18 protein-coding genes and 1 tRNA gene are annotated in these 21,356 nt (G+C 61.3%); 8 read left to right on the top strand and 11 right to left on the bottom strand.

Annotated features, from left to right (window positions below):
* The first annotated feature begins 81 nt into the window (after positions 1–81).
* Together AB7C87_RS11205 and AB7C87_RS11200 are read left to right on the top strand one after the other, a co-directional pair.
* Positions 82–315, top strand: a complete 234-nt coding sequence (locus tag AB7C87_RS11205; protein ID WP_369729548.1) for a hypothetical protein — start codon at positions 82–84, stop codon at positions 313–315.
* A gap of 77 nt (positions 316–392) precedes the next feature.
* The gene (locus tag AB7C87_RS11200; RefSeq protein ID WP_369729547.1) at positions 393–2,153 is read left to right on the top strand and encodes a YcaO-like family protein; all 1,761 of its coding nucleotides are present in this window, start codon (positions 393–395) and stop codon (positions 2,151–2,153) included.
* Positions 2,154–2,308: 155 nt separating this feature from the next.
* Here the strand turns inward: AB7C87_RS11200 and AB7C87_RS11195 are convergent, their stop codons facing one another.
* The 3 genes from AB7C87_RS11195 to AB7C87_RS11185 form a co-directional block, all read right to left on the bottom strand.
* Positions 2,309–2,809 carry a hypothetical protein gene (locus AB7C87_RS11195; RefSeq protein WP_369729546.1) on the bottom strand — a complete coding sequence of 167 codons (501 nt, stop codon included), beginning with the start codon at positions 2,807–2,809 and terminating at the stop codon, positions 2,309–2,311.
* Positions 2,810–3,023: 214 nt separating this feature from the next.
* Complete coding sequence (gene guaB, locus AB7C87_RS11190; RefSeq protein WP_369729545.1) at positions 3,024–4,526, bottom strand: IMP dehydrogenase; 1,503 nt, start codon at positions 4,524–4,526, stop codon at positions 3,024–3,026.
* Positions 4,527–4,797: 271 nt separating this feature from the next.
* Entirely contained in the window at positions 4,798–4,926 is a 129-nt protein-coding gene (locus tag AB7C87_RS11185; protein WP_369729544.1) for a hypothetical protein, read from the bottom strand.
* Between the two features lie 112 nt (positions 4,927–5,038).
* Here AB7C87_RS11185 and AB7C87_RS11180 point away from each other — a divergent pair, with 112 nt between their 5' ends.
* Both AB7C87_RS11180 and AB7C87_RS11175 read left to right on the top strand, forming a co-directional pair.
* Positions 5,039–5,527 carry a DUF309 domain-containing protein gene (locus AB7C87_RS11180; protein ID WP_369729543.1) on the top strand — a complete coding sequence of 163 codons (489 nt, stop codon included), beginning with the start codon at positions 5,039–5,041 and terminating at the stop codon, positions 5,525–5,527.
* A 139-nt stretch (positions 5,528–5,666) separates the two neighbouring features.
* Positions 5,667–6,464 carry a M14 family metallopeptidase gene (locus tag AB7C87_RS11175; protein WP_369729542.1) on the top strand — a complete coding sequence of 266 codons (798 nt, stop codon included), beginning with the start codon at positions 5,667–5,669 and terminating at the stop codon, positions 6,462–6,464.
* A gap of 122 nt (positions 6,465–6,586) precedes the next feature.
* Here the strand turns inward: AB7C87_RS11175 and AB7C87_RS11170 are convergent, their stop codons facing one another.
* The 5 genes from AB7C87_RS11170 to AB7C87_RS11150 all read right to left on the bottom strand — a co-directional run bounded on the left by AB7C87_RS11170 (position 6,587) and on the right by AB7C87_RS11150 (position 11,219).
* Positions 6,587–7,501, bottom strand: a complete 915-nt coding sequence (locus AB7C87_RS11170; protein ID WP_369729541.1) for a DMT family transporter — start codon at positions 7,499–7,501, stop codon at positions 6,587–6,589.
* A gap of 962 nt (positions 7,502–8,463) precedes the next feature.
* Positions 8,464–8,534, bottom strand: a tRNA-Pro gene (locus AB7C87_RS11165).
* A gap of 205 nt (positions 8,535–8,739) precedes the next feature.
* A complete protein-coding gene (locus tag AB7C87_RS11160) occupies positions 8,740–9,648 on the bottom strand; it encodes an RNA-guided pseudouridylation complex pseudouridine synthase subunit Cbf5 (RefSeq protein WP_369729540.1) in 909 nt (302 codons plus the stop codon).
* A complete protein-coding gene (cmk, locus tag AB7C87_RS11155) occupies positions 9,645–10,223 on the bottom strand; it encodes a (d)CMP kinase (RefSeq protein ID WP_369729539.1) in 579 nt (192 codons plus the stop codon). Before cmk ends, AB7C87_RS11160 begins: the two co-directional genes overlap by 4 nt.
* Positions 10,224–10,271: 48 nt before the next feature.
* A complete protein-coding gene (locus tag AB7C87_RS11150; RefSeq protein WP_369729538.1) occupies positions 10,272–11,219 on the bottom strand; it encodes a DUF106 domain-containing protein in 948 nt (315 codons plus the stop codon).
* Positions 11,220–11,399: 180 nt separating this feature from the next.
* On the opposite strand from AB7C87_RS11150, the gene AB7C87_RS11145 reads away from it, so the two are divergent.
* Positions 11,400–13,796, top strand: coding sequence for a DUF7289 family protein (locus AB7C87_RS11145; protein ID WP_369729537.1), 2,397 nt, complete (start codon positions 11,400–11,402; stop codon positions 13,794–13,796).
* A gap of 178 nt (positions 13,797–13,974) precedes the next feature.
* Here the strand turns inward: AB7C87_RS11145 and AB7C87_RS11140 are convergent, their stop codons facing one another.
* Positions 13,975–14,610, bottom strand: a complete 636-nt coding sequence (locus AB7C87_RS11140) for an adenylate kinase (protein ID WP_369729536.1) — start codon at positions 14,608–14,610, stop codon at positions 13,975–13,977.
* A gap of 59 nt (positions 14,611–14,669) precedes the next feature.
* Here AB7C87_RS11140 and AB7C87_RS11135 point away from each other — a divergent pair, with 59 nt between their 5' ends.
* Entirely contained in the window at positions 14,670–15,128 is a 459-nt protein-coding gene (locus AB7C87_RS11135) for a DUF7975 family protein (RefSeq protein WP_369729535.1), read from the top strand.
* A 15-nt stretch (positions 15,129–15,143) separates the two neighbouring features.
* On the opposite strand, the gene AB7C87_RS11130 is transcribed toward AB7C87_RS11135, so the two are convergent.
* Positions 15,144–15,425 carry an amphi-Trp domain-containing protein gene (locus AB7C87_RS11130; protein WP_369729534.1) on the bottom strand — a complete coding sequence of 94 codons (282 nt, stop codon included), beginning with the start codon at positions 15,423–15,425 and terminating at the stop codon, positions 15,144–15,146.
* Between the two features lie 408 nt (positions 15,426–15,833).
* Between AB7C87_RS11130 and coxB the strand changes: the two genes are divergently transcribed.
* Positions 15,834–16,808, top strand: coding sequence for a cytochrome c oxidase subunit II (coxB, locus tag AB7C87_RS11125; RefSeq protein ID WP_369729729.1), 975 nt, complete (start codon positions 15,834–15,836; stop codon positions 16,806–16,808).
* On the top strand, positions 16,805–19,288 hold the full coding sequence (locus AB7C87_RS11120) for a cbb3-type cytochrome c oxidase subunit I (protein WP_369729533.1): 2,484 nt from the start codon (positions 16,805–16,807) through the stop codon (positions 19,286–19,288). The genes coxB and AB7C87_RS11120 overlap by 4 nt, the downstream gene beginning before the upstream one ends.
* A gap of 494 nt (positions 19,289–19,782) precedes the next feature.
* On the opposite strand, the gene AB7C87_RS11115 is transcribed toward AB7C87_RS11120, so the two are convergent.
* A complete protein-coding gene (locus tag AB7C87_RS11115; protein ID WP_369729532.1) occupies positions 19,783–21,339 on the bottom strand; it encodes a S8 family serine peptidase in 1,557 nt (518 codons plus the stop codon).
* Positions 21,340–21,356: the final 17 nt, after the last annotated feature.

Here is a 21,356-nt window from a genome sequence, read left to right as displayed (position 1 = left end):
CGTCCGCCGTGATCTGACGACCGCGGAACTCCAACCGTCGGGATACTAACAATTTTCTATCCGTGGGCAGTGGATTTCAGCATGGAGAGCTCGGATTCCGTGTCGAGATTGATAACTGTCGAGATGCTCGGACGGCTCTTTGGTGTATTCGTGTTGCTCGGGTCCGGCGTCGTGATATGGCGGTCCGCCGAATCGGTCCTCGGTACCACGACATCGGTCACGACGCTCTCGGTTGGATTGTTAGCAGTACTCACAGCTGTCGCTTCGGCCTACGGGATACTCAATCCCGCGGCGTTCGTATCCCGAGACGGTTGATTCTCGGCGCTGTTTGTATCCGGAATCGTTCGAGGCTCGTCGCGGCCTTTTTTGATCCCGGCTGCGAGCGTACGGACATGCAGGTTCACGTCGTCGGTGACGATCCGGTCTACGAAACCGTCGTCGCCGCGCTGGGAGACGTCGACGTCTCGATCACGGACGCCAGTCCGGCCGATCTCGCCGACGCCAGGTTCGGCGTCGTTGCCGATGTCGCCGGCTCGAGTACGTTCGTACAGGCAAACGAAGCCACACTGCAGGGCGGTACACCCTGGATCGCCGTGGAGATCGGCGGCGTCGGCGGTCGCCCGCTCGAATCCGTAGATGCCGCAGTGTCGGGGTTCGCGCCGGCGACCGGCTGTTTCGACTGTCTCCGTGCACGCGTCGCGTCGCACGACCCGGAAACGACCGAGCGTCCGAGTACCGATCGTTCGACCGCGCGCCTCGCCGGCGCACTCGCCGGCCGGGAGTGCGTCCGCGTTCTCTCCGGCGATGAACGGTCCGTAATCGGCCACGTCGTCGAACTCCCCCACCGGCGGCGGCGAGTGCTTCCGGTTCCGGGCTGTCCGTGTGACGACGGAGAACGCGACCGAACGCTCGAGCGCGACGACGACGCGTTCGATCTGGAGGTGGCGGTCGAACGCGTTGAGGCGGCGATCGACGACCGCGTTGGGATCGTCGCGAGCATCGGCGAGGTCGAGTCGTTCCCCGCGCCGTACTATCTGGCGACGAACGCCGAAACGGAAGGGTTCAGCGACGCGAGCGCGCCGAAACAGGCCGCGGGCGTCGCGGACGATTGGAACGCCGCGCTGATGAAAGCGGTAGGCGAGGCCCTCGAGCGCTACTGCGCGGGCGTCTACCGTGACGACGAGTTCGTCCACGCGAGCGAATCGGTTCTCGAGAACCCCGTTTCGCCGACCGATCTCGTCCGACCCGAGGACGCACCGGCGTACGACCCCGACGCGACCCACCGCTGGGTGTCGGGTGAGAACCTCGCGACCGGCGATCCGGCGCACCTGCCGGCCGCGGCGGTGCAGTTTCCCCAGCCCGGCGAGCGGCTCGTGCCCGCGATAACGACCGGACTCGGCCTCGGATCGTCGACCGTCGACGCCGTATTGTCGGGGCTGGCTGAAGTGATCGAGCGCGACGCGACGATGCTCGCGTGGTACTCGACGTTCGAACCGCTCGGTCTCGCGGTCGACGACGACCGTTTCGAGACGCTCGAGCGCCGCGCCCGAAGCGAGGGACTCGAGGTAACGCCGTTGCTCGTGACCCAAGATATCGACGTCCCGGTGGTCGCCGTCGCCGTCCACCGAGATCCGGCGTCGGTTTCCGAAGACGGGGTCGACGCTGGAGACGACGCGTGGCCAGCGTTCGCCGTCGGCTCCGCGGCCGGCCTCGATGCGACGGTGGCCGCAACGGGTGCACTCGAGGAGGCGATCCAGAACTGGATGGAACTTCGAAATCTCGGCCCCGAGGATGCGACGGAGGCCTCCGGAGAGATCGGCGAGTACGCGTCGTTCCCGGTTCCCGCCCGCGAGTTCGTCGACGTCGGTCGGCGGGTTCCCGCAGAAGGCGTCGGCCCGGACGACGTTCCACCGGGAACCGACGCGCTCGAGTCGGTCGTCGAACGGCTCGAGAGCGCCGGACTGACGCCGTACGCGGCCCGGCTGACGACGCGTGACGTCGAGCGAATCGGGTTCGAAGCGGTCCGCGTCGTCGTCCCCGGCGTACAGCCGCTTTTCACCGGAACGCCGTTTTTCGGCGAGCGGGCGCGGACGGTTCCCACCGATCTCGGCTTCGAAACGCGTCTCGACCGAGCGTTCCACCCGTACCCCTGAGCAAAGAAACCGAGCGGCCACGACGCGTCCGTCTCGAGTGCCTCTAATCAATCGTCGTCGGGATCGTCACCGATCACGCCGTCAGTCGTCGTCGGGATCATCGCCGATCGGTACGCCGTCAGTCGTCGTCGGGATCATCGCCGATCGGTACGCCGTCAGTCGTCGTCGGGATCATCGCCGACTGGAACGCCATCGGTATCCGCGTCGGCGCCCGGAACGTCGTCGCTCGCTCCCGCGTCCTCCGTCTCGGTGATCGTCTCGCCGCTTTCGCCGCGTCGAACCTCGACGACGAACTCCTCATCGAGGCGGACCACGACGAGCTCGGTATCGGGCGTGATCGCCGCCTCGCGGATCTCCGGCTCGTCGTCCTCGTCGAATCTGGTAACGCGAAGCGTCTGATAAACACCCTCCAGATGGGGCGGGACGACGTTCTCGCCGGGCGTGACGGCGTAGGCCTCCTCGTAGGTCTGGCGGTTCGTCTCGCGCTCGTAGGCGACGAGCTGGACGTTGTAAAACCGGTCGCTCTCGCTGTAAATCTCGATCGGAACCACTCCCTGGACGCTTCCGACGAAGTGATCCTGGACTCCCTCGAGACAGCCCGCGAGGCAGGCCGCCCCGAACACGCCAGCTGACTGCAGTACCGTACGGCGGTTCACGCCCGTTGATCGGTGCCGAACGAACGTAGGCGTTACCTTCTCGGTTCGGCGGACGAAGCGATCGACGTCCCAAACGAGTTTGGGGTTCGGACACCAGTGAGAAAAAGCCGGATTCGGTGCCGAAACTGACCCCGATTCGTACGATATGCTGTCGGGCGTTTTCGGCGTAACACGATCGTATCGTGGCTGGATCCCTGTCCGTACAGCGGATCGTTCAGCTGTTATCCGGCGAGTAGTTCGGCGCCTCGTCGGTGATGACGACGTCGTGGGCGTGGCTCTCGGCCTGCCCGGCCGCGGAGACGCGGACGAACTCGGAGCGTTCTTTGAACTCCGGGATGGTGCCCGCACCGACGTAACCCATTCCCGACTGCATGCCGCCGGCGAGTTGGTGGAGTTCGGACTTGAGCGTCCCCTTGTACGGCGTGGCGGCTTCGACGCCCTCGGGAACGTACTCGTCGTCGTCCTCGGGGTCGTCCTTGAGGTACCGGTCGCCGTCGCCGGATTTCATCGCCCCGACCGATCCCATACCGCGGTACTGTTTGTACTTCTTGCCGTTCATCGTTACGACGCGCCCCGGCGCCTCCTCGGTGCCCGCGAAGTACGAACCGAGCATCACCGCGTCCGCGCCGGCGGCGACCGCCTTGATCGCGTCGCCCGAATAGCGGATACCGCCGTCTGCGATCACTGGAACGTCGTGTTCGCGTGCGACGTCTGCGACCTGTGCGACGGCCGTGATCTGGGGCATACCCGAACCGGAGACGACACGAGTCGTACAGATCGATCCCGGTCCGATGCCGACCTTGATCCCGTCCGCGAAGTCGACGAGTTCCGCGGCGGCCTCGCGAGTGCCGACGTTGCCCACCACGATGTCAGCCTCGACGGCCTCGTCGATCTCCCGCGCACCGTCGATGACGTTCATATTGTGCGCGTGGGCAGTATCGATGAAGAGCACGTCCGCGTCGGCGTCGTCCGCCGCCTCGGCGCGCTCGAGTTCGAACGGACTGACGGCGACGCCCAGCCGCAGGCGGCCGTCATCGTCGCGAACTGCCTCCTTGTACTCCCGGCGCTGGAGGATGCCCTGCATCGTCACGAGACCGACGAGCAGGTTCTCGTCGTCGACGACGGGAACGCGCTCGATCTTGTGGTCGTACATCAGGTCGAACGCGTCGCGCGCGCCGATGTCCGTCGGCGCCGTGATCACCTCGTCGGTCATCGCCTCCGTCACCGGATCGTCCTCGTTGACCTCGAGGTGCGGACGAATGTCCGTACTCGAGATGATCCCCAGCACCTCGCCGCGGGTGTTGACGACGGGTGCGCCGCCGACTCCCTCGCGAGCCATTAGCTCGTCGACCTCGCGAACACTCATCTCGGGGTCGGCGGTGACGACCGACTCGAGGGGGATGATGAGTTCGTCCGCGCTCTTGACACGGTCGATCTCCTCGACCATCTCGTCGACGTTCATGTTGCGGTGGAGGACGCCGAGACCACCGTGGCGAGCCATCGCGATCGCCATGCCGCTCTCAGTCACGGTGTCCATCGCCGCCGAGAGAATCGGAACGGAGACCTCGACGGATTTCGAGACGCGGGACGTGAGATCAGCGTCGTCGGGCTCGACGCGACTCTCTTTCGGTCGGAGGAGGACGTCGTCGAACGTTAGCGCTTCCGGTACCTCGAGTTTCGAAGAATAGGGCTCGTGCTCGGGAACGTCGTTCGCCATGTAAACCGTCCGAACCCCCGAGGCAAAAGCGTTGCGAGATGCGGACCCGGGTGTGAACGTCTCACGGACTCGAGGCCCGGTACGATCTGTTAGCCGTCGGTTCGGGTTCGACTGTGACACACTCTGCGGTCGCGTCAGTACGTCGGTACAGCACTCCGAAGGAGGATACGTCTCCGGACGGTACAGCAGTCCGTACGACTGACGCGGCTGGGCGGTACAGCAAGTCCGTACGACTGACGCGGCTCTGAGCGCCAGTTTCGTCTCGCGGCAGTTAGGGCGAGCGCCGTTCGAAGACGTCTTCTGCGTACTGTCGGCGACAGTTCAGACACTGGTATCCGCCGTCGACGTGTTCGTAGAGTCGTTCCCCGCAGTCCTGGCACTTCCCGCGCGGGTAGTTCATTCGCTCGAACCGTCTCATCGATTCCTTATAAGTCCGTTCGTCGATATGATCCGCCTTTTTCCGACCGTCGGCGATGGATCGCCTTTTTTCGCCCCGCGTCGTACGATCCGCCGTGGACGACCACACCAATAATCCGGCTATCCCACCACCATCCTCGGGAGAGCCGACGGGTTGGCTTCCATCCGAGGAACGCTGGGAGCACGCGACGCTCAGAGAAGCGACGGTCCACGGCGTCCGCCTCTACAACGCCGGCGAGTACCACGAGAGCCACGACTGCTTCGAACTCGAGTGGTACAACTACGGCCGGGCCACGACGGAGAGTGCGTTCCTTCACGGAATGGTCCAGGTCGCAGCAGGGGCGTACAAGCGATACGGATTCGACGACGACGGCGGCATGCATTCCCTCTTCGATACTGCCCTCCAGTATCTCGCCGGAATCCCCACGGATTACTACGGCGTCGACCTCCTCGAGGTGCGGACGGTTCTCACGGACGCGCTCGAGGAACCCGATCGGATCGATGACTGGCGAATTCCGCTCGATGGCGTCCGACCGACGGCGCGCCCCGAGGACTACGCCTACGTCGATTCGCTCGAGGAGTGATCACCAGTTCGGGACGAACCGTAACGACGACACGTTCGTACGATATCCTCACTCGAAGTCCGCATCGATCGTATCGCTCGAGTGATCTATTTTGCGACGGATCGAACGGCCTTTGAAGACGTAGCCCAACTAGCAAGTAATGAGAGTTGCACAGCTCGGGTCGGGAACGCCGGAGATCGCTGTCCTCGCTGGAATCCACGGCGACGAGCCCTGTGGCGTTCGCGCCGTCGAACGCCTCCTCGACGATCCGCCGACTGTCGAGCGACCCGTAAAACTCGTCGTCGCCAACGAAAAGGCCCTGGAGCGCCGGGTTCGATTCGTCGACGAGGACCTGAACCGGACGTTCCCGGGCGACCCGAACGCGAAGACCCACGAAGGTCGGCTCGCACACGACCTCGTCGCGGAACTCGAAGACTGCCTCACCTTCTCGATGCACTCGACCCAGAGCCACGCCGACCCGTTTGCAATCGTCAACGGCGTCAGCGAGACCGCACACGACGTCGTTCCACAGCTCCCCGTCGTCGCGATGGTCGAAACGAGTAACTTCTCGGAAGGACGGCTCTTCTCCGAGATCAAGACGATCGAAGTCGAGTGTGGTCTCCAAGGGTCGGAGACAGCGGCCCAGAACGCAGACCGACTGACTCGAGCGTTCCTGACCGCAGTCGGCGCCCTTCCTGGCGACACAGTCGGGCACGACCTCCCAGTCTTTCGGCTTACCGACGTCATCCGCAAGGATCGGGCCGACACCTACGAGGTGTTCGTCGACAACTTCACCGAAGTCGACGCCGGCGAGACGTTCGCCGCCGCCGACGGTGACGCACAGATCGCAGAAGAGTCGTTTTACCCGATTCTCATGTCATCCAACGGCTACCGCGACGTCTTCGGCTACGCCGCCGAAAAAACCGACGTGTTGACGTCGCCACCGACGGCCGACTGAGACGGGTTGTTGTACCGAGTTACCGGCCCAACCGCCGTTCGGACGGGGTTGCGCCGAAAATGACCGACAACAAACCGGACAACTGTCTGGAATCCGTTTTTTGGTGTCGTTTTCACGTTCGATCACCGGTATCGTGTCTCGAGTTCGCGGACGAGCGCAGTTCGCTTGAGGAGTACGAAACCGGCACCGACGAGGCCGAACCCTGCAATGGTCTGGAGACGAATGGACTCCTCGAGCGCGATCCAGCCGCCGATGGCGGCAAAGATTGGGGCGACGTAGGCGACGAGGCTGACCTCGATCGGACCGAGTCGATCCAGCAGTTCGAAGTACAGGAGGTAGCCGACGGCCGCGGCGACGACCGCGAGGTACCAAAGGCCCACGAGAGCCGGCCACGACCACGTGATCGCGCTCATCCGCTCGCCCGGGACGAACAGCGCCAGCACGTGTAACTGGACGGCACCGACGGCGAGCATCCACGCCTGCATCGTCTGGACGGGGAGTGTCGTCCGGAACCGTCGCGTCGTTACCGCGCCGAGAGCGAACGCAGCTGCCGCAAGGGCAATCAGGGCGACGCCTACGACGTCGGCCGCGAGCATCGTTTCCGGCGACGGATTTGCCACGACAGCGACGCCGACCAGCCCCAGTACGAGCCCGACGATACCGAGTCGCTCGAGCCGTTCGTCGGGGAGGAGCGTGCGGGCGAACCCCGCCGCCAGGATTGGGTCGAGACAGACGACGACCGCGGCGACCGCGCTCGTGACGTACTGCTGGCCCGCAAAGAGCAATGCGTGGTGGGCCGCGACGAACAACGCACCGCCGAGGACGACGTTGTACCAGCCTGATCGACGCGTCGGAACCCATTCGTCCGTCGTCGCGAGTGCGTATCCGGCCATCAACACGGCCGCGATATCGAACCGGAGCGCGGCGAGTAACACCGGCGGAACGTCCGCAAGCGCCGCTCGAGCCGCAACGAACGACGTTCCCCAGAGGGTCGCCAGGAGGACAAACATCCCTGCGGTTCCGTACCGTGAGGGCATACGCGCCTTTCGACACAGAATGTCAAATTCTTTATCATTGTGTTGATAACTCACAACACGATCTTTGGAGAGCCGATTTACGCCACCGAACCTTCGCACCGTCACTCGATCGGCGGCAATCAGTTTGGTTGAATATAATCGTCACTTTTCGTCACTGTACCCACTCGCGAATCAGCGGTCACACTGATTGTGCCGGCCGCTCGGGTGCGAGCATTGAGTGAACCGTTTCGACGATGCCGATCGCACGGCTGGCACCTCGAGGTCGACTTTCAGACATTGGCGATCGGGAGCACGAAATCGGACCGTTCCAGGCACGCTCGTTCAAAACCTGCGAACGAACCACGACCGTCCGAGATCTACAAACGGAGTGTGTTCACACAGTTGGGTCCGAATCGTCGACGGGGCCGTCATCGGAGCCACGGTCTCTTTCGAGTTCGAGAATCGCTTCCTCGACGTCTTCCTGAGTTGCTTCGTCCATTCACCAATCTCCAATAGCAGAGAATCGACAGTACAGCAGGTTAAACACTTCTAGCGTCTTCACAGAGAGAATACGGTCCTCCCTCGTGGCTAACTCTCGGGGAGCCACACTGATCCAGTGCTCGACATCCTCGATCTCCTCGGTCGACTGGCTCATACGGTGTACTATCAGTCCTGTCCGACGCGACCACGACCCGTCCTGCGATCGTACCGGTACATCGGTACAGCAGTCCGTATCAGGGACGGTCGACGCGCGGCTGGAACGAACGCGCCACACGGCTTGCACTCGTCGTAACGGAGTGGCCCAGTCCGGTACCGTCATCGAAGTCACAGCCAATCGATCGGTGACGTAGGGACTACCGTGGTGAGGCGTCGAGCCGACAAAGTGTGAATGATTCTCCGACATCACGGCCACCTCCAAACTCGACTGACGGCACTCTCAGGTGTCTGAGAAGCCTGGGGATGAACACGTAGTAAATTTCGAGTGGGACCGCCGAGAATTGAACTCGGGTCCTACGGACCCCATCCGCAGAGGATACCACTACCCCACGGTCCCGCATCTGAATCGATGGTTGTCTGCTGTTTAAGCGTGTCGTTTCGATTCGCATTCCACCTCTTGTTCACGTGTTCACGACGAACTCGAGGTTTCAATCACCATCGCGACGCCTCTCCCGTCGGTTTCGTCTGCTCCAGCCGATTCGGACGCCCCGTTTTCCCACTTGGAGACCGGCGGACGATTCGGGTTCGATCACTCGTGGTACTCAAACGAGAACGCGTTCGAGGTCCACGATGACGCCCGAATTCGCATCACGGTCGCCGACGAACTCGCCCAGACAGACCGCCGCCCCGTTGGGCGTATAACACGCGACGAGATCGGCGACCCTGGCATCGGCTCCGACTTCGAGCACACCCGGTGCGTAGACGGGTGCACCGTTGGCAACCTCCCGCGCTGCGCTCTCGGCGATCGTGATCCGTGGCAGGTCCTCGAGAATGCGCTCGGCCGGATCCACGACGTCGTACAGTTGTGTGGGATCGTCGTCCTCGAGCCAGAACGCGAGCGCGTCGATGAACTCGGTCGCAGTGTGGAGATCCGTATCGTCGAACGGAGCGGTCATCGTTCGACGCAGGTCACCCATGTGAGCGCCGGTTCCCAGTCCGAGGCCCAGATCGTGACAGAGTTTGCGTACGTACGTACCGCTCTCACAGCGAATCCGTAACAGGAGCCGGCGCCGCTCGCGTTCGACGATCTCGAGATCGTGAATCGTTCGAACCCGAAGTCGACGCGAGACGGCGCTCTTTCGTGGCGGCTTCTGGTAGATCGGTCCCTCGAACTCGGCGACGATCGATTCCGCGTCCGACGGGACCCGGCCGTGGCACTCGAGTACGGCAACGTACTCCTTTTTCCCCTCGAGGAACACCTGCGCGAGACGGGTCGCATCGCCGAGCATGACCGGAAGACAGCCGGTTACTTTCGGATCGAGCGTCCCCGCGTGCGCGGCGCGATCGATCGTCGCGGTCTCTTCGAGAGTCGAAAGCCGGTCGTCGACGGCGTCGCGAATCCAGCCGCTGACTTGGTGGGAGGATGGACCCGGCGGCTTGTCCAGGTTGACGACGCCGAACGTGAGGAGTTCGACCGGCGACCGCTCGTCGGGCGGACCACGGAGCGTCATTCGAACTCGTACTCGAGTGCGACGTTCGATTTTCCTTCGTCGCCCGCGGGTTCGTACTCGTCGACGGCGGTCACGAGCATGTCGAGGACCGCGTCGGGATCCCAGCGAGCCGTGTTTACGGAGAGGTCGTATATCGTCAGGTCCTGAATGTCGATCCCGTAGTACTCAAGATACCGTTGGGCCTCGCTTGCCTCACGCGCTTTCGTCTCCTCGGTCGCCCGCTCGGGATCTTTGCGTTCGCGCTCGGCGATCCGTTCGCCACGGACTCGAGCCGGCGCATCGAGCCAGAATCTAAAGTTCGCCTCGCCGCCAGCGAGCCACCCCGCGAGTCGGGACTCGAGAACGAGGTCGTCCTCCTCGAGGGCGATTTCGCGGAGCCGCCGGTCCAGGTCGCGGTCGATCTGGTCGTTCTCCTCGGCTAGCTTGTTGAACTCGAGTGGGGTGTATCCCCGTTCGTCGGCAAGTTCGCGAAAAATGTCACCGCCGCTGACGTGATCGAGGTCGAACGCCTCGGCGAGCAACTCCGCGGTCGTGCTCTTCCCGCTACCCGGCGGACCGGAGACGGTGAGTAACATATTCGATCTGCGACGGGGCAGGTAAAAGGGGTTTTGAATCGATCGAGATCAGGTTCCCGCCGGAGTCATGTCGATGTTCAGTGCTTTGCGCAGCAGCTGCGTAAAGCCCATCGAGCAGAGGAAGTACCAGACGATCCACGCCCACATCGGTCCGATGAGCCCTTGATTCAGCTGTACTTCGCCTGCGATCGGCATAATCATCGTCATTTCTGCCTCGCTGACGTGGCCGTCGAGAATCTTCCAGTACATCCAGAGAAACAGCGGGATGGTAAACAACATGATCCAGACCATCGGTCGGAACTGCTCTTTGAACATTCCGATGTTGTCGGCCATCGCTTCCATCTGCTCTTCGCGAACGCGATCCATCTCGTTCTCGAGGCGCTCGATCTCGGCGTCGCTCGCGTCGCGTTCTTCGGCCTCTTTCTTTCGCTCGCGGACGTCCTTTTGTTTCTCCTGCATCGCCTTCATCCGCTTTTGGTACTTTCCGATGATCTCCGGATTCATCAGATTGGCCTGTAACAACGTCGAGTAGAGGCCAGTCAACAACGCGACGGAGAGAATCACGGCGTAAAACGGGAGTGCGGCGTCGAGCGGTGCGAGCAGGAAGTCGATCGCTCCGCCGACCGTGTCGCGGACGGATTCGAGCCAGTAGCCGATCATCAACAGGACCGAACCAACCGCGGCGATCTTGTCCCACTGGGACCACTTCGACTCCTCGTCGTCGATGTCGACGTCCGGAACGACCGTCTCGCCGTCACCGTCGAGTGCCTCGTCGTAGGCCTCCCTGTCGGCGATCTCGAATCCCTCCTCCCCGTCGACCAACACTCCCTTTTCGATCAGTCGTCCCCACTGCCCGCTGGTCAGGTCCTCTTTGACGTCCTGCCATTGGACCTCGCCGCCGTTTTCGTCGGCTTGCTCGCGGATCGTCTCGAGGCCGTCGGCGAGCGAGGAGTCCTCGCGAACGAGGGAGTTGATCTTCTCGGCTGTACGCGTCATCTGATTGTCCTAGCGGGCGTTCGGTATACAAGTGTTTATCTTCGTCGGAGCAACGACAACGGAACCCGCTTTGCACCTCGGCGGTCGCTCTCCGATCGACGGTGGAGTTACACTATTGTCATTTTTACTGAGCAGTCAGGCCAACATTTATTATCTCGAACTGTAAACTAGTACAAAATAATGACTCCGGGAGCCGACCGACTTCGCCAAGCCCTGCGTGGAGACCGGGGAGTCTCTCACGTCGTTGGGTTTACGCTGTTAATCGGGATCGTACTGATGGGTTCTGTGCTCGTACTCGTGTTGGGAATCGGATTGCTCGATTCGCTCGAGGCCGATAGCGAAGCGGAGATCACGTACTCCGCCATCGATACGACCGAGCACAGTCTCGAGACGACCGCATCGACGGGACAACCCCAGTCGTTCCCTGCTGAAGGGGCGACCTATCGACAGGACGGTGAGGTTCACATCGCCTGGTACAACGAGACTGACGGAATCAGTGGCGGGAACGAATCCGTCGAGATAGACAATCTCGGGGCGATTGAGTACGATGTCGAGGATGGAATCGTCGTTTACCAGGGTGGCGGAAAGTGGGAACAAACTGACGGTCAGTTCCGGACCGAATCCGACCCGGACATCAGTTACGACGGCCAGGAGCTCCGTCTCCGGCTGTTGAAAGTGACCGAAGACGACATTCAAGGCGACGAGGGGGTCGCACAACCGAACTACGACAGCGATCTCCCCGAACGGCTGAGTGAGGCAAGCCAGAACGCGACGAGCAAGGGGTACAACGACATGGTGCTCGTCATCCAAAGCGAGTACCACGATGGGTGGGCCGACTTCTTCAGTTCGGAACTCGACGGCCAGACGGACGTCACTGTCAGCCAAAACGTACAAAACCCCGAGATCGGTCCTGGAAGCGACGAGACAGTGCAGGTCATCCTCGAGAACGTCACAGACTCGAGTGCGGACTTCTGGATCAAAGAAGACCACGGCGTCATCAGCGGTGAGGACGGCGAGAACAAACACGTCGGCACCGATGACCTCGAGTTCAAAGCGACGATCGAGAACGTCGGCGAAGTACACGAAGAACAGGACGTCGAACTCGACATCGGCGGCGACGGCGGTCCCTCGATCAACGAGACGGTCGATCTCCCCGGCGGCGAGAAGACGAACGTCACCTTCACGCTCGAGGATCCCGACGATCACTTAGACCAGGGTGAGGAGTACGAGTACCAGATCTATACGGATCAGGACCAACTTGATCAGCCGGGTTCGTTCTACTTTAGCCCGGAACCGGAACCATATCTCGATATCGATGTCCCACGCGTGGACGGGATGGACGCCAGTAACGAGGACGATCCGGTCGAAACAACCGAGGAAGAAGTTACGATCGAAGTAGACGTGACGAATACCGGCGGCTCCAATCTCTCGGAGTGGGGTTCGGAGATGGGCGAACTCGAGTTTAGTCTCGAGCCCGACCAAACGTCTGAAAGTGATCCGTACGATCTCGAGGGCGAAACCTGGGTAATTGAAGAGCGAGACGTCGGAGCGACCGGAACGGCGACCCTCACTCTCGATCTGGGCGATCTGTACGAAGGCGACCACGAGTTTACCATCTCGGCGTCGAACGGAGACAGCGCCACCGGATACTTTACCGTCCCAGACGGAATCGAAGTCGGTGACACGGAAGTCGTCGTCGAACCGGGAACGGAAGTGGATGTTTCAGTAGTTGGTACTGAAGTATCTGCAGAATATGACTGGCATGGTAGTTGGAGGAAGGACAATCCCGCAATCTCTGTCGATGTTAAAACACAACCAGTCGACGAAAACGGTGATTCGACCGGAGAACCCGAGAAGTATTGGGATACTGGATGGGACGACAAGAACCTCAACACCTATCAGAATCGGTGGGAAATCTGGGAATCCAGTTTCACGGTCGAAGAGCGGTCAAGCCTCCAACTCGAAGCAACATCGTACAGACGTGATACGTGTCACTCGTGGGGATACAAAGACACCGTCGAATACGACGATCGGTATTGGGATATTTACCAGTGTGACGAGGACGATCTCCCACATCACACGCAATCCAACATACTTCACACCATAGAGGCGGACACTGATAGCGACACCGCCGGAGTCCGCGTCCTGAGCCAGGAAAACAACCACTTACCCGAACTCCGCGGGGGACACTACACTCAGTTGAGTGCCGACGAAGTCCTCGAGCGCGACGGTGTCGACGTCGAAGTCGAAGAAGGCGAGGATGGAGAGGGATACCTCCAACTCGACGACCACGAATACATTTTCGTGTTCGAAATAACGGACGAACCTAGCTCCGGACAAACCGCCGACGAGTACTGGCAAGAGGCCTTCGGCGAAGGAAGCGACGACCCGAACTTCAACGACGCGATTGCACACGTCGAAATTACGCCGCCGGAAGGGGGGAGTCTCGACCCCTCCTTCGATCCGGGAAGCGGTAGTGGCTCCGATTTCGGACCCGGCGACGAATCCCACCGAGAGCAGGGTAACATAAGCGAAAACAACATCGACGTTGGATCCGACGAGATCATCATCGGATAACGTCGACTCGAGCGACCGCTCTCCGTTCTTCGATAACTATCGTAACAACTGAAACAATGTACACACTGATCGCCGATCAATCTGGCGATCAGGTGTGTAATGACGTTCAGTGGCTACTATAACGTTCCCGTCGGTCCAGATATGTCACCCGCAAGCGTCAGACGTGGAGAAAATCAGCTTACGCCGCGTCTTCGATCGTCGCCTGCACGTCCGCCCACACCTCGTCGGGAGCCTGCTCACCGTCGACGCGCTCGAGTACCCCCTGCCCGTCGTAGTGGTCGATAACCGGTTCGGTGTTCTCGCGGTAGACGCGGAGTCGCTCTTTGACGGTTTCCTCGGTGTCGTCCTCGCGTTGCTCGAGTCGGTCCTCCACCTCGGGGTCCTCGGGCGGGTTATACTCGAGGTGGTAGATTTCGCCCGTTTCGGGGTCGAGGCGGCGTCCAGTCAGTCGGTGGACGAGTTCCTCCTCGCCGACGTCGAGCGAGAGGACGACGTCGAGGTCGGTCATCCCCTCGAGTTCCTCGGCCTGCTCGAGGTTCCGGGGATAGCCGTCGAGCACGAAGCCGTCGGCCTGGGAGAGCGCTTCGTCGACGATCGCGTTGACGACCTCGTCGGGGACGAGTTCGCCCTGGTCCATGTACTCACGTGGCGTGTCGTACTCGGTGTCCATCTCGGAGATGTCCATCCCCTTGTTCGCACGAAGTGCGTCCCCGGTCGTTACGTGTTCGACGCCGAACTCGGAGGCGATCTTCGAGCTTTGAGTCCCCTTCCCTGCCCCCGGCGCGCCGAGAATCAGGATTCGTGGCTGTGCCATACCGCCCAGTTCACCGCCAGCGCATAAAGGCTTAAAGAAACGAGGACGAGGAGTATCGTATGACCCGATTCGAGGCCACCGATCCGACCGATCGCCGGAAACTCTACGTCGATGCCATTACGGCCCACCGAACCCGAGGAAGTCAGTTCTTGACGCTCGAAGCTGGCGGCGAACTCCTCGAGAACGAGACACCAACGAAGTCGCCGGACGGGGACGAACGGGGTATGGAGTCGACCGCTGGCGACGACGCCGAACTCGTCCCCCCATGGATCCAGTTCGGTGACGGAACGATCAATCTCGACTGTACGGACGACGAACTCGAGGCGTTGAAGGAACTGCTCACGGAGTTTCCCGCGTTCAAGATCGACGAACTGACACGCCCCGAGGCGGCAGAGGGAGTCAACGTTCGCGTAAGTGCAAAGGCGGACTCGAACCGAATCGCTCAGTTCGTCGACAGCGTCTTCCGTCGCGTGTACGATCTCCCCGAGGAATTTCGCGTCTGGGCCGTCGAAATCTAGCTAATCTCCGCGCGGTTATCCGATGTGGAGGTCGCCGTCTGCTCCGTCTTCGCCTTCGTCCCACTCGAGTTCGAACTCGACGCTGAGTTCCCCCGGGCCGCCGGAACTCGAGGTTTCGTGCTCGGCTTTGATTTCGAACGTCGGTCGGGACGGCGGCGCCAGTGTCACCGACTCGCCACCCGATTCGAGGGTGAGTTCGTCGTCCGACTCGAGGGAGTCGGCGACGGTTCTGAGGTAGTCGGCGATCTCTGTACGGTCCATCCGGCGTTCGAACTTGAAGAGGACTTCTTCCGGCATACCCGAACGTCGGGCCCAACGGTATAGAACGTTACGCCGAGAACAGGCGCGCGCGAAGGGAAGCAATCGTGGTAAGACGACACCTGTCTGTCGCCCGTTCGGGACGTTGCCGCTCTCGAACCGAAGGTGTTCGACTCGGTCCAGTACGTGACGAGTAAAAGGTCAAATGTCTGATTAAAAGGGGAGCGATCAGCGATAGAAAGAAGGGTGATGAACCCTACGAACCGGTGACGGACAGTAGCGGGCAAACGGTGACGAACGGTTGTAACCGTACGGTTGCGGCCGGTTGCGTGGAGAGGACGCTATCGGCTCGTTTCCAAATAGATAAGTGCCCCCAGCGACCATCGTCCGACATATAAGCGGCCTTCAATAGAGGTGGATACAATCTACAGCGCACTCACAATCCCGATGCAGGTGCAGACGCGCGTCGAGGTGTTCGAGATGATTTTCCTCGTCTTCCTCGCACTCGGCACGCTCGTTGGCGCCGTCGTCATCGCGTACACCTTGTACAACGCGTACAAGTACCGCGATGAGGGCGAGCCGAGTGATGACGACGACGTACCGACGCTCGGGGAGTTACCGACAGGTGGAACGGGCGGAAAGAAACTATTCGTCTCCTTCGGACTGAGCGCAATCATCGTTATCTCGCTGGTCGTCTGGACGTACGGATGGCTCCTGTACGTCGAGGATGGGCCACAGGAAGCCCCCGAAGACGCCATCGAAGTAGACGTCGAAGGGTGGGCGTTCGACTGGGGGTTCACCTACGATAATGGCGTCGAGACGAACTCCCTCGGTGAGGGAATGGTCGTTCCGGCCGATAGGCCGGTCTGGATAGAGGTGACCGCGACGGACGTCTGGCATACGTTTGGCATCTCTGAACTGAAGGTGAAAGCTGACGCAATTCCGGGTGAAGTCGAGGAAACCTGGTTCATCGCGGAAGAACCCGGCGATTACACTGCCGAGTGTTTCGAACTCTGTGGGCCCGGACACACGGATATGGACTCCGACGTGACCGTCCTCCCACAGGACGAGTTCGACCAGTGGATGGACGAACAGCTGACGTTGACGATCACCCTCGTCGACGGCGAGGAAGAACCCGTCACGGACGGGTTCGAGCTCTCCATCGAGCACCAGGAGAACGCCGAGTTCGAACAGGATCTCTCGGCGACGCTCGGTCCGGAAGACTTCGAGGACGGAACGGTCGAACTCGGAGACTTCGAGCAGGGTGGCACGTACGACGTGACCATCACGCCGACCGACGACGAGTTCGAGGAGATCGAAGACACGATCGACTTCACCGGCCCGACGGACGAAACGTACGAACTCGAGGATCCGGATGCTGAAGACGATGACGACAACGACGACGGAGGTGACGACGAATGAGTGATCTTCCACCCATGACCTCGATCAAACGGTGGCTGGTCACGACCAACCACAAGGACGTCGGGATTCTCTACATTGTGACGTCCCTGTTTTTCCTCCTTCTTGGAGGGGTAATGGCGCTCGCGTTTCGAGCACATCTGTGGCAATCCGGTGGAATTGGACTCTTGAGCGGTAACGAGTTCAACCAGGCAGTCACGGCCCACGGCCTGTTGATGGTATTCTGGTTCCTCTCACCGATCGCATCCGGGTTTGCGAACTATTTCGTTCCGTTACAGATCGGTGCGAAAGACCTCGCGTTCCCCCGGATGAACGCGCTTAGTTACTGGTTCTATCTGTTCTCCGGTATCCTCATCGTCCTCTCGTTCTTCCAGGGCGGTGCGTACGCTGGTGGTTGGACGATGTACGCGCCACTGAACGTGCCGACGTACACCCCCGCCATGGAGGCGACGACCGGCGGAAACGCGACGATTCTCGGGCTGATGTTGTTCGTCATCTCGATCACCATCGGCACCGTGAACTTCCTCGTCACGATTCACCGCTCTCGCGCGGAGGGACTCGGCCTCTGGAACATGCCGATGTTCACCTGGTCGTGGCTTCTCACCGTCTGGATGATGCTGTTCGCGTTTGCGGCCTTGCTCGCCGCTCTGTTGTTACTCGCAACCGACCGGATCTTCCTCACGCAGTACTTCGCGACCGAACAGGGCTCGAGTCTGCTGTGGGCGCACCTGTTCTGGTTCTTCGGTCATCCGGAGGTGTATATCGTCTTCTTCCCCGCGCTGGGGATCATGTTCGAGACGTTCCAGACGTTTACTGGTCGACGGCTGGTCGGACGCAAGTGGGTCATCATCTCGATGGTCCTGGTCGCCGTCCAGTCGTTCCTCGTCTGGATGCACCACATGTTCCTGACGACGATCAACTTGGAGATCAAGACGCTGATGATGGCGACGACGATCGGGATCTCGTTACCTTTCGACCTGATGGTCTTCGCGTTGATCTACACGATGGTCAAAGGTCGGGTGCGGTTTACGACGCCGTTCCTCTTCAGCCTCGGCGCGCTCGTGTTGTTCATCCTCGGCGGCATCACCGGGGTGTTCCTCGGTGCGGTCGTCTTGGACTACGAGTTCCGTGGCACCTACTGGGTCGTTGCTCACTTCCACTACGTGATGGTCTCGGGGGTCACCGCGCTGGTCGCCGGCCTCTACTACTGGTGGCCGAAGATCACCGGGAAGATGTACTCCGAGACGCTCGGCAAGATCAACTTCGCCGTCTACTTCATCGGCTTTAACCTGCTTTACTTCCCGCAGTTTCTCGCCTGGGAGACGCCACGCCGCGTCTTCCACTTCGCCGATAGTGCACTGATCTATCACCGGCTTTCGACCGTCGGTGCGTTCATCTTCGGAGCGTCGTTCCTGATCATGCTCGCGACGTTCGCCCACAGCTACCTCTACGGACCGCGAGCACCCGAGAATCCGTGGGAGTACTCACGAACGGCCGAGTGGGCCATTCCGTCGCCACCACCACTCGAGAACTGGAGCGGCCGACCCAGTTACAAGACCGGCCACCTCGAGTTCGTCGACGATTCGAAAGCCGCGACCGACGGCGGCGTCGCACACGGCGAGGGGACGGCCGCCGAGGCGGCCGTAACCCACGAAGAGGAACACGTAGACCACGCGAGCATCTGGCCGCTCGGGATCGGTATTTCGACGTTCGTGTTCTTCCTCGGCCTGACCGGTATCACGCCGTACATCGTCGAGTTCGCACAGGGAACCGACGCCCCACCCCAGGGGCTCATCGGGACCGCCGGCGAACCGAACATCGTGTATCCGATCATCATGGTACTCGGCCTCGTGTTGATGGGGTATACGCTGTTCAAATTCGGCGTCGAACAGTTCGACGTCCCCGAGATGCCGATCGCCGAACGGTGGCCGTTCGGCGGCGTCGATAATACCAAGATGGGTGTTTGGGTGTTCCTCGCATCCGACGTCGTCGTCTTCGGTGCCGCGATCGGCGCGTTCATCTTCATGCGCCTTCATACGGGCTGGAGCGACTGGACGACCGTTCCGTTCGCCTCGTGGCCGGGCCTGCTCAACACCTACGTCTTGCTCACCTCGAGTTTCACGGTCATCCTCGCGCTCGTCTTCGCCGAGCGCCAGAGCAAGAAGGGCCTACTCGCGGCGATGGGTGCAACGCTTGCACTCGCGTTGACGTTCATGGTCGTCAAAGCCTACGAGTACGGCGTCAAGTTCCAGCAAGGCGAGTTCTGGTGGACTGGCATCGAGTACTCGATCTACTTCGTGACGACCGGCCTGCACGCGCTTCACGTCATCCTCGGCGTGCTCCTCGCGCTGTTCATGATCTACCGGATCGTTAGCGTCGACGCCTACCTCGAGGACCACCGACCAGTCGAGTTCTTCGGGCTCTACTGGCACTTCGTCGACATCGTCTGGGTCATCCTCTTCCCACTGTTCTACCTGATGTAGCGCCGCGGTGCTACATCGGACTTCTCGAGTCCGGACCGCGTTTTGACTCTCGTTCTGTGGCTGACTCGTTTTCCCACACGACGATCGATATAGTAGCCACTGCAGGTCTTGCACACCTGGTCGCCAGACGGATCAGCGATCAGTGTGTACATTGTTGCAGTCGTTACTATAGTCGAGTGGATTATCCGGATCCAGAGCTGTGCCTTCGAATCAGTGTCTTTTGATCCGCGTTGAGCGAGCCTCGTTCCCATCCGTGCGTGTCCTTCCTTCTCGATTCTCTCCCGAACGTCGCTGGGACCGGTATGTGGCGCCTCGTTGACGCCGGCTGGATCGCCACGAAGCTACGTGGTGGTTTCCTCTTCGCCGGCGAGGTGCATCTCGAGTTGTTCGACTCGAAATACGAATCGGCAGTTTCGTCCTGATCTCGATGGCATAGATCGCCAGCAAACGATAGGACACAAACGGACGTCCGATCCAGAAACAGCTGATAAAACCTAGGTGGCGCTATTCCGAGCCGTCACGGCGAAAACGACCGTCAGGACGATCGCGATGGCGAGTACGGTAACTCCGGCGATGAACGGTATAGCCGACGACTCGGGATCCGATCCGGTTGCTTTCACACTGTCGTCACTCGTCTGTACGCTGGCGACCTCCTCGGATTCGGCCCGTTCGTCGACCAGTTGTGTGACAGCGGCGTTCGCATCGACGATGCCGTATCCGTATCGAGCGTCTTTCCCGGTCGGGGTATCAGCCGGCTTCCGTGCCGCCCCCGCCAGAATCCTCGAGACGTCGGACGGCGTCGCATCCGGTTCGGCCTCCAGCATCAACGCGACCGTTCCGGCGACGTGTGGCGTCGCCATCGACGTCCCGGGTAACCGCTCGTATCCCCCGCCGGGAACCGCACTCTCGATCGCGACACCGGGAGCGACGACGTCCGGCGTGACGTACGTTTCCGGCCACGTCTCCGGCGAGGTCTCCCACTCCGCGCGCTGGAGCCGTTCTCCCCCCGAGAAGGATGCGACGGTCCCGTCCGGACCCACCGCGCCGACGCTGATCGAATCGTAGACGTTCGCCGGCGATCCGGACGTTTCCGCCCCTTCGTTTCCGATCGCCGCGATCACGACGACGCCGGCTTCCTCTGCGTTCCGAACCGGATCGATGAGCTGGTGGTGTCGGCCCGTCGCACCGAAGCTCATACTCACGACGTCGGCATCCTCCTCGAGTGCCCACTCCATTCCGGCGACGATCTGTGCGAACGTCCCGCCGTCCTCGTCGAGGACGAGCCCGTGGAGCAACTCGGCGTCGGGAGCGACACCGATCGCCGTTCCACTTCGATTACCGCCAGCGACGGTGGCGCTGACGTGCGTTCCGTGAATTCCCGAATCGTACGGTGTCGACCCGGAGACGCGTTCGCCGCTCTCGTCGAACTCCGCCCAGCCGCCGGGGTACGTCGGGTCGGTCGGATCGTCGGTGTAAAGCTCGACATCCGGATGCGCTGCGTCGACCCCGGTATCGAGAACGGCGACGCGGACCCCATCCCCGCGGACACCGTACTCTTGCCAGACCGTAGGAGCGTTTACCGCTTCGACCCCCCAGGTTATCGATGGGGCGTCCTCGTCGTCGACCGTACCGTCGCGTTCGGCCGGTTCCGGCGGAACCGACAGTTCGAAGTTCTCGTGGATCGCTTCGACCGAATCGAACCGTTCGAACGCCTCGAGATCGACGCGGTCCGTCTCGACTTCGAGTACGACGGCGTTGGTCACCCAGAACTCCTCTTCGACGGAGATCCACGGTGTGTCGGCCGCGTACTCGAGAACCGGCGCTTGCGTTTCGGCCGCGTGCTCCTCGAGACGGCGTTCGACCGCATCGTCGCTCACTCCGTCGGGGATGGTCGCCTCCTCGAATCGAACGACGAGTTCGACAGTCTCCGACTCCCCTCGGTCACGGAGTGCGTCGTCGATCTCGAGTCCATCGTCGCCACCGTCGATGAGGTCTGCGTCTTGGTTCGCTCCTGTGGGAACGACGAACCCCGAGACCACGAGGGATGACACGAGGATCACACAGACGA

Origin of the sequence: Natrarchaeobius versutus (assembly GCF_041205745.1) — an archaeon.
GTDB lineage: Archaea > Halobacteriota > Halobacteria > Halobacteriales > Natrialbaceae > Natrarchaeobius > Natrarchaeobius versutus.
The sequence above is the reverse complement of the archived record's forward strand: the minus strand, read 5'-3'. Positions and strand labels throughout refer to the sequence as shown.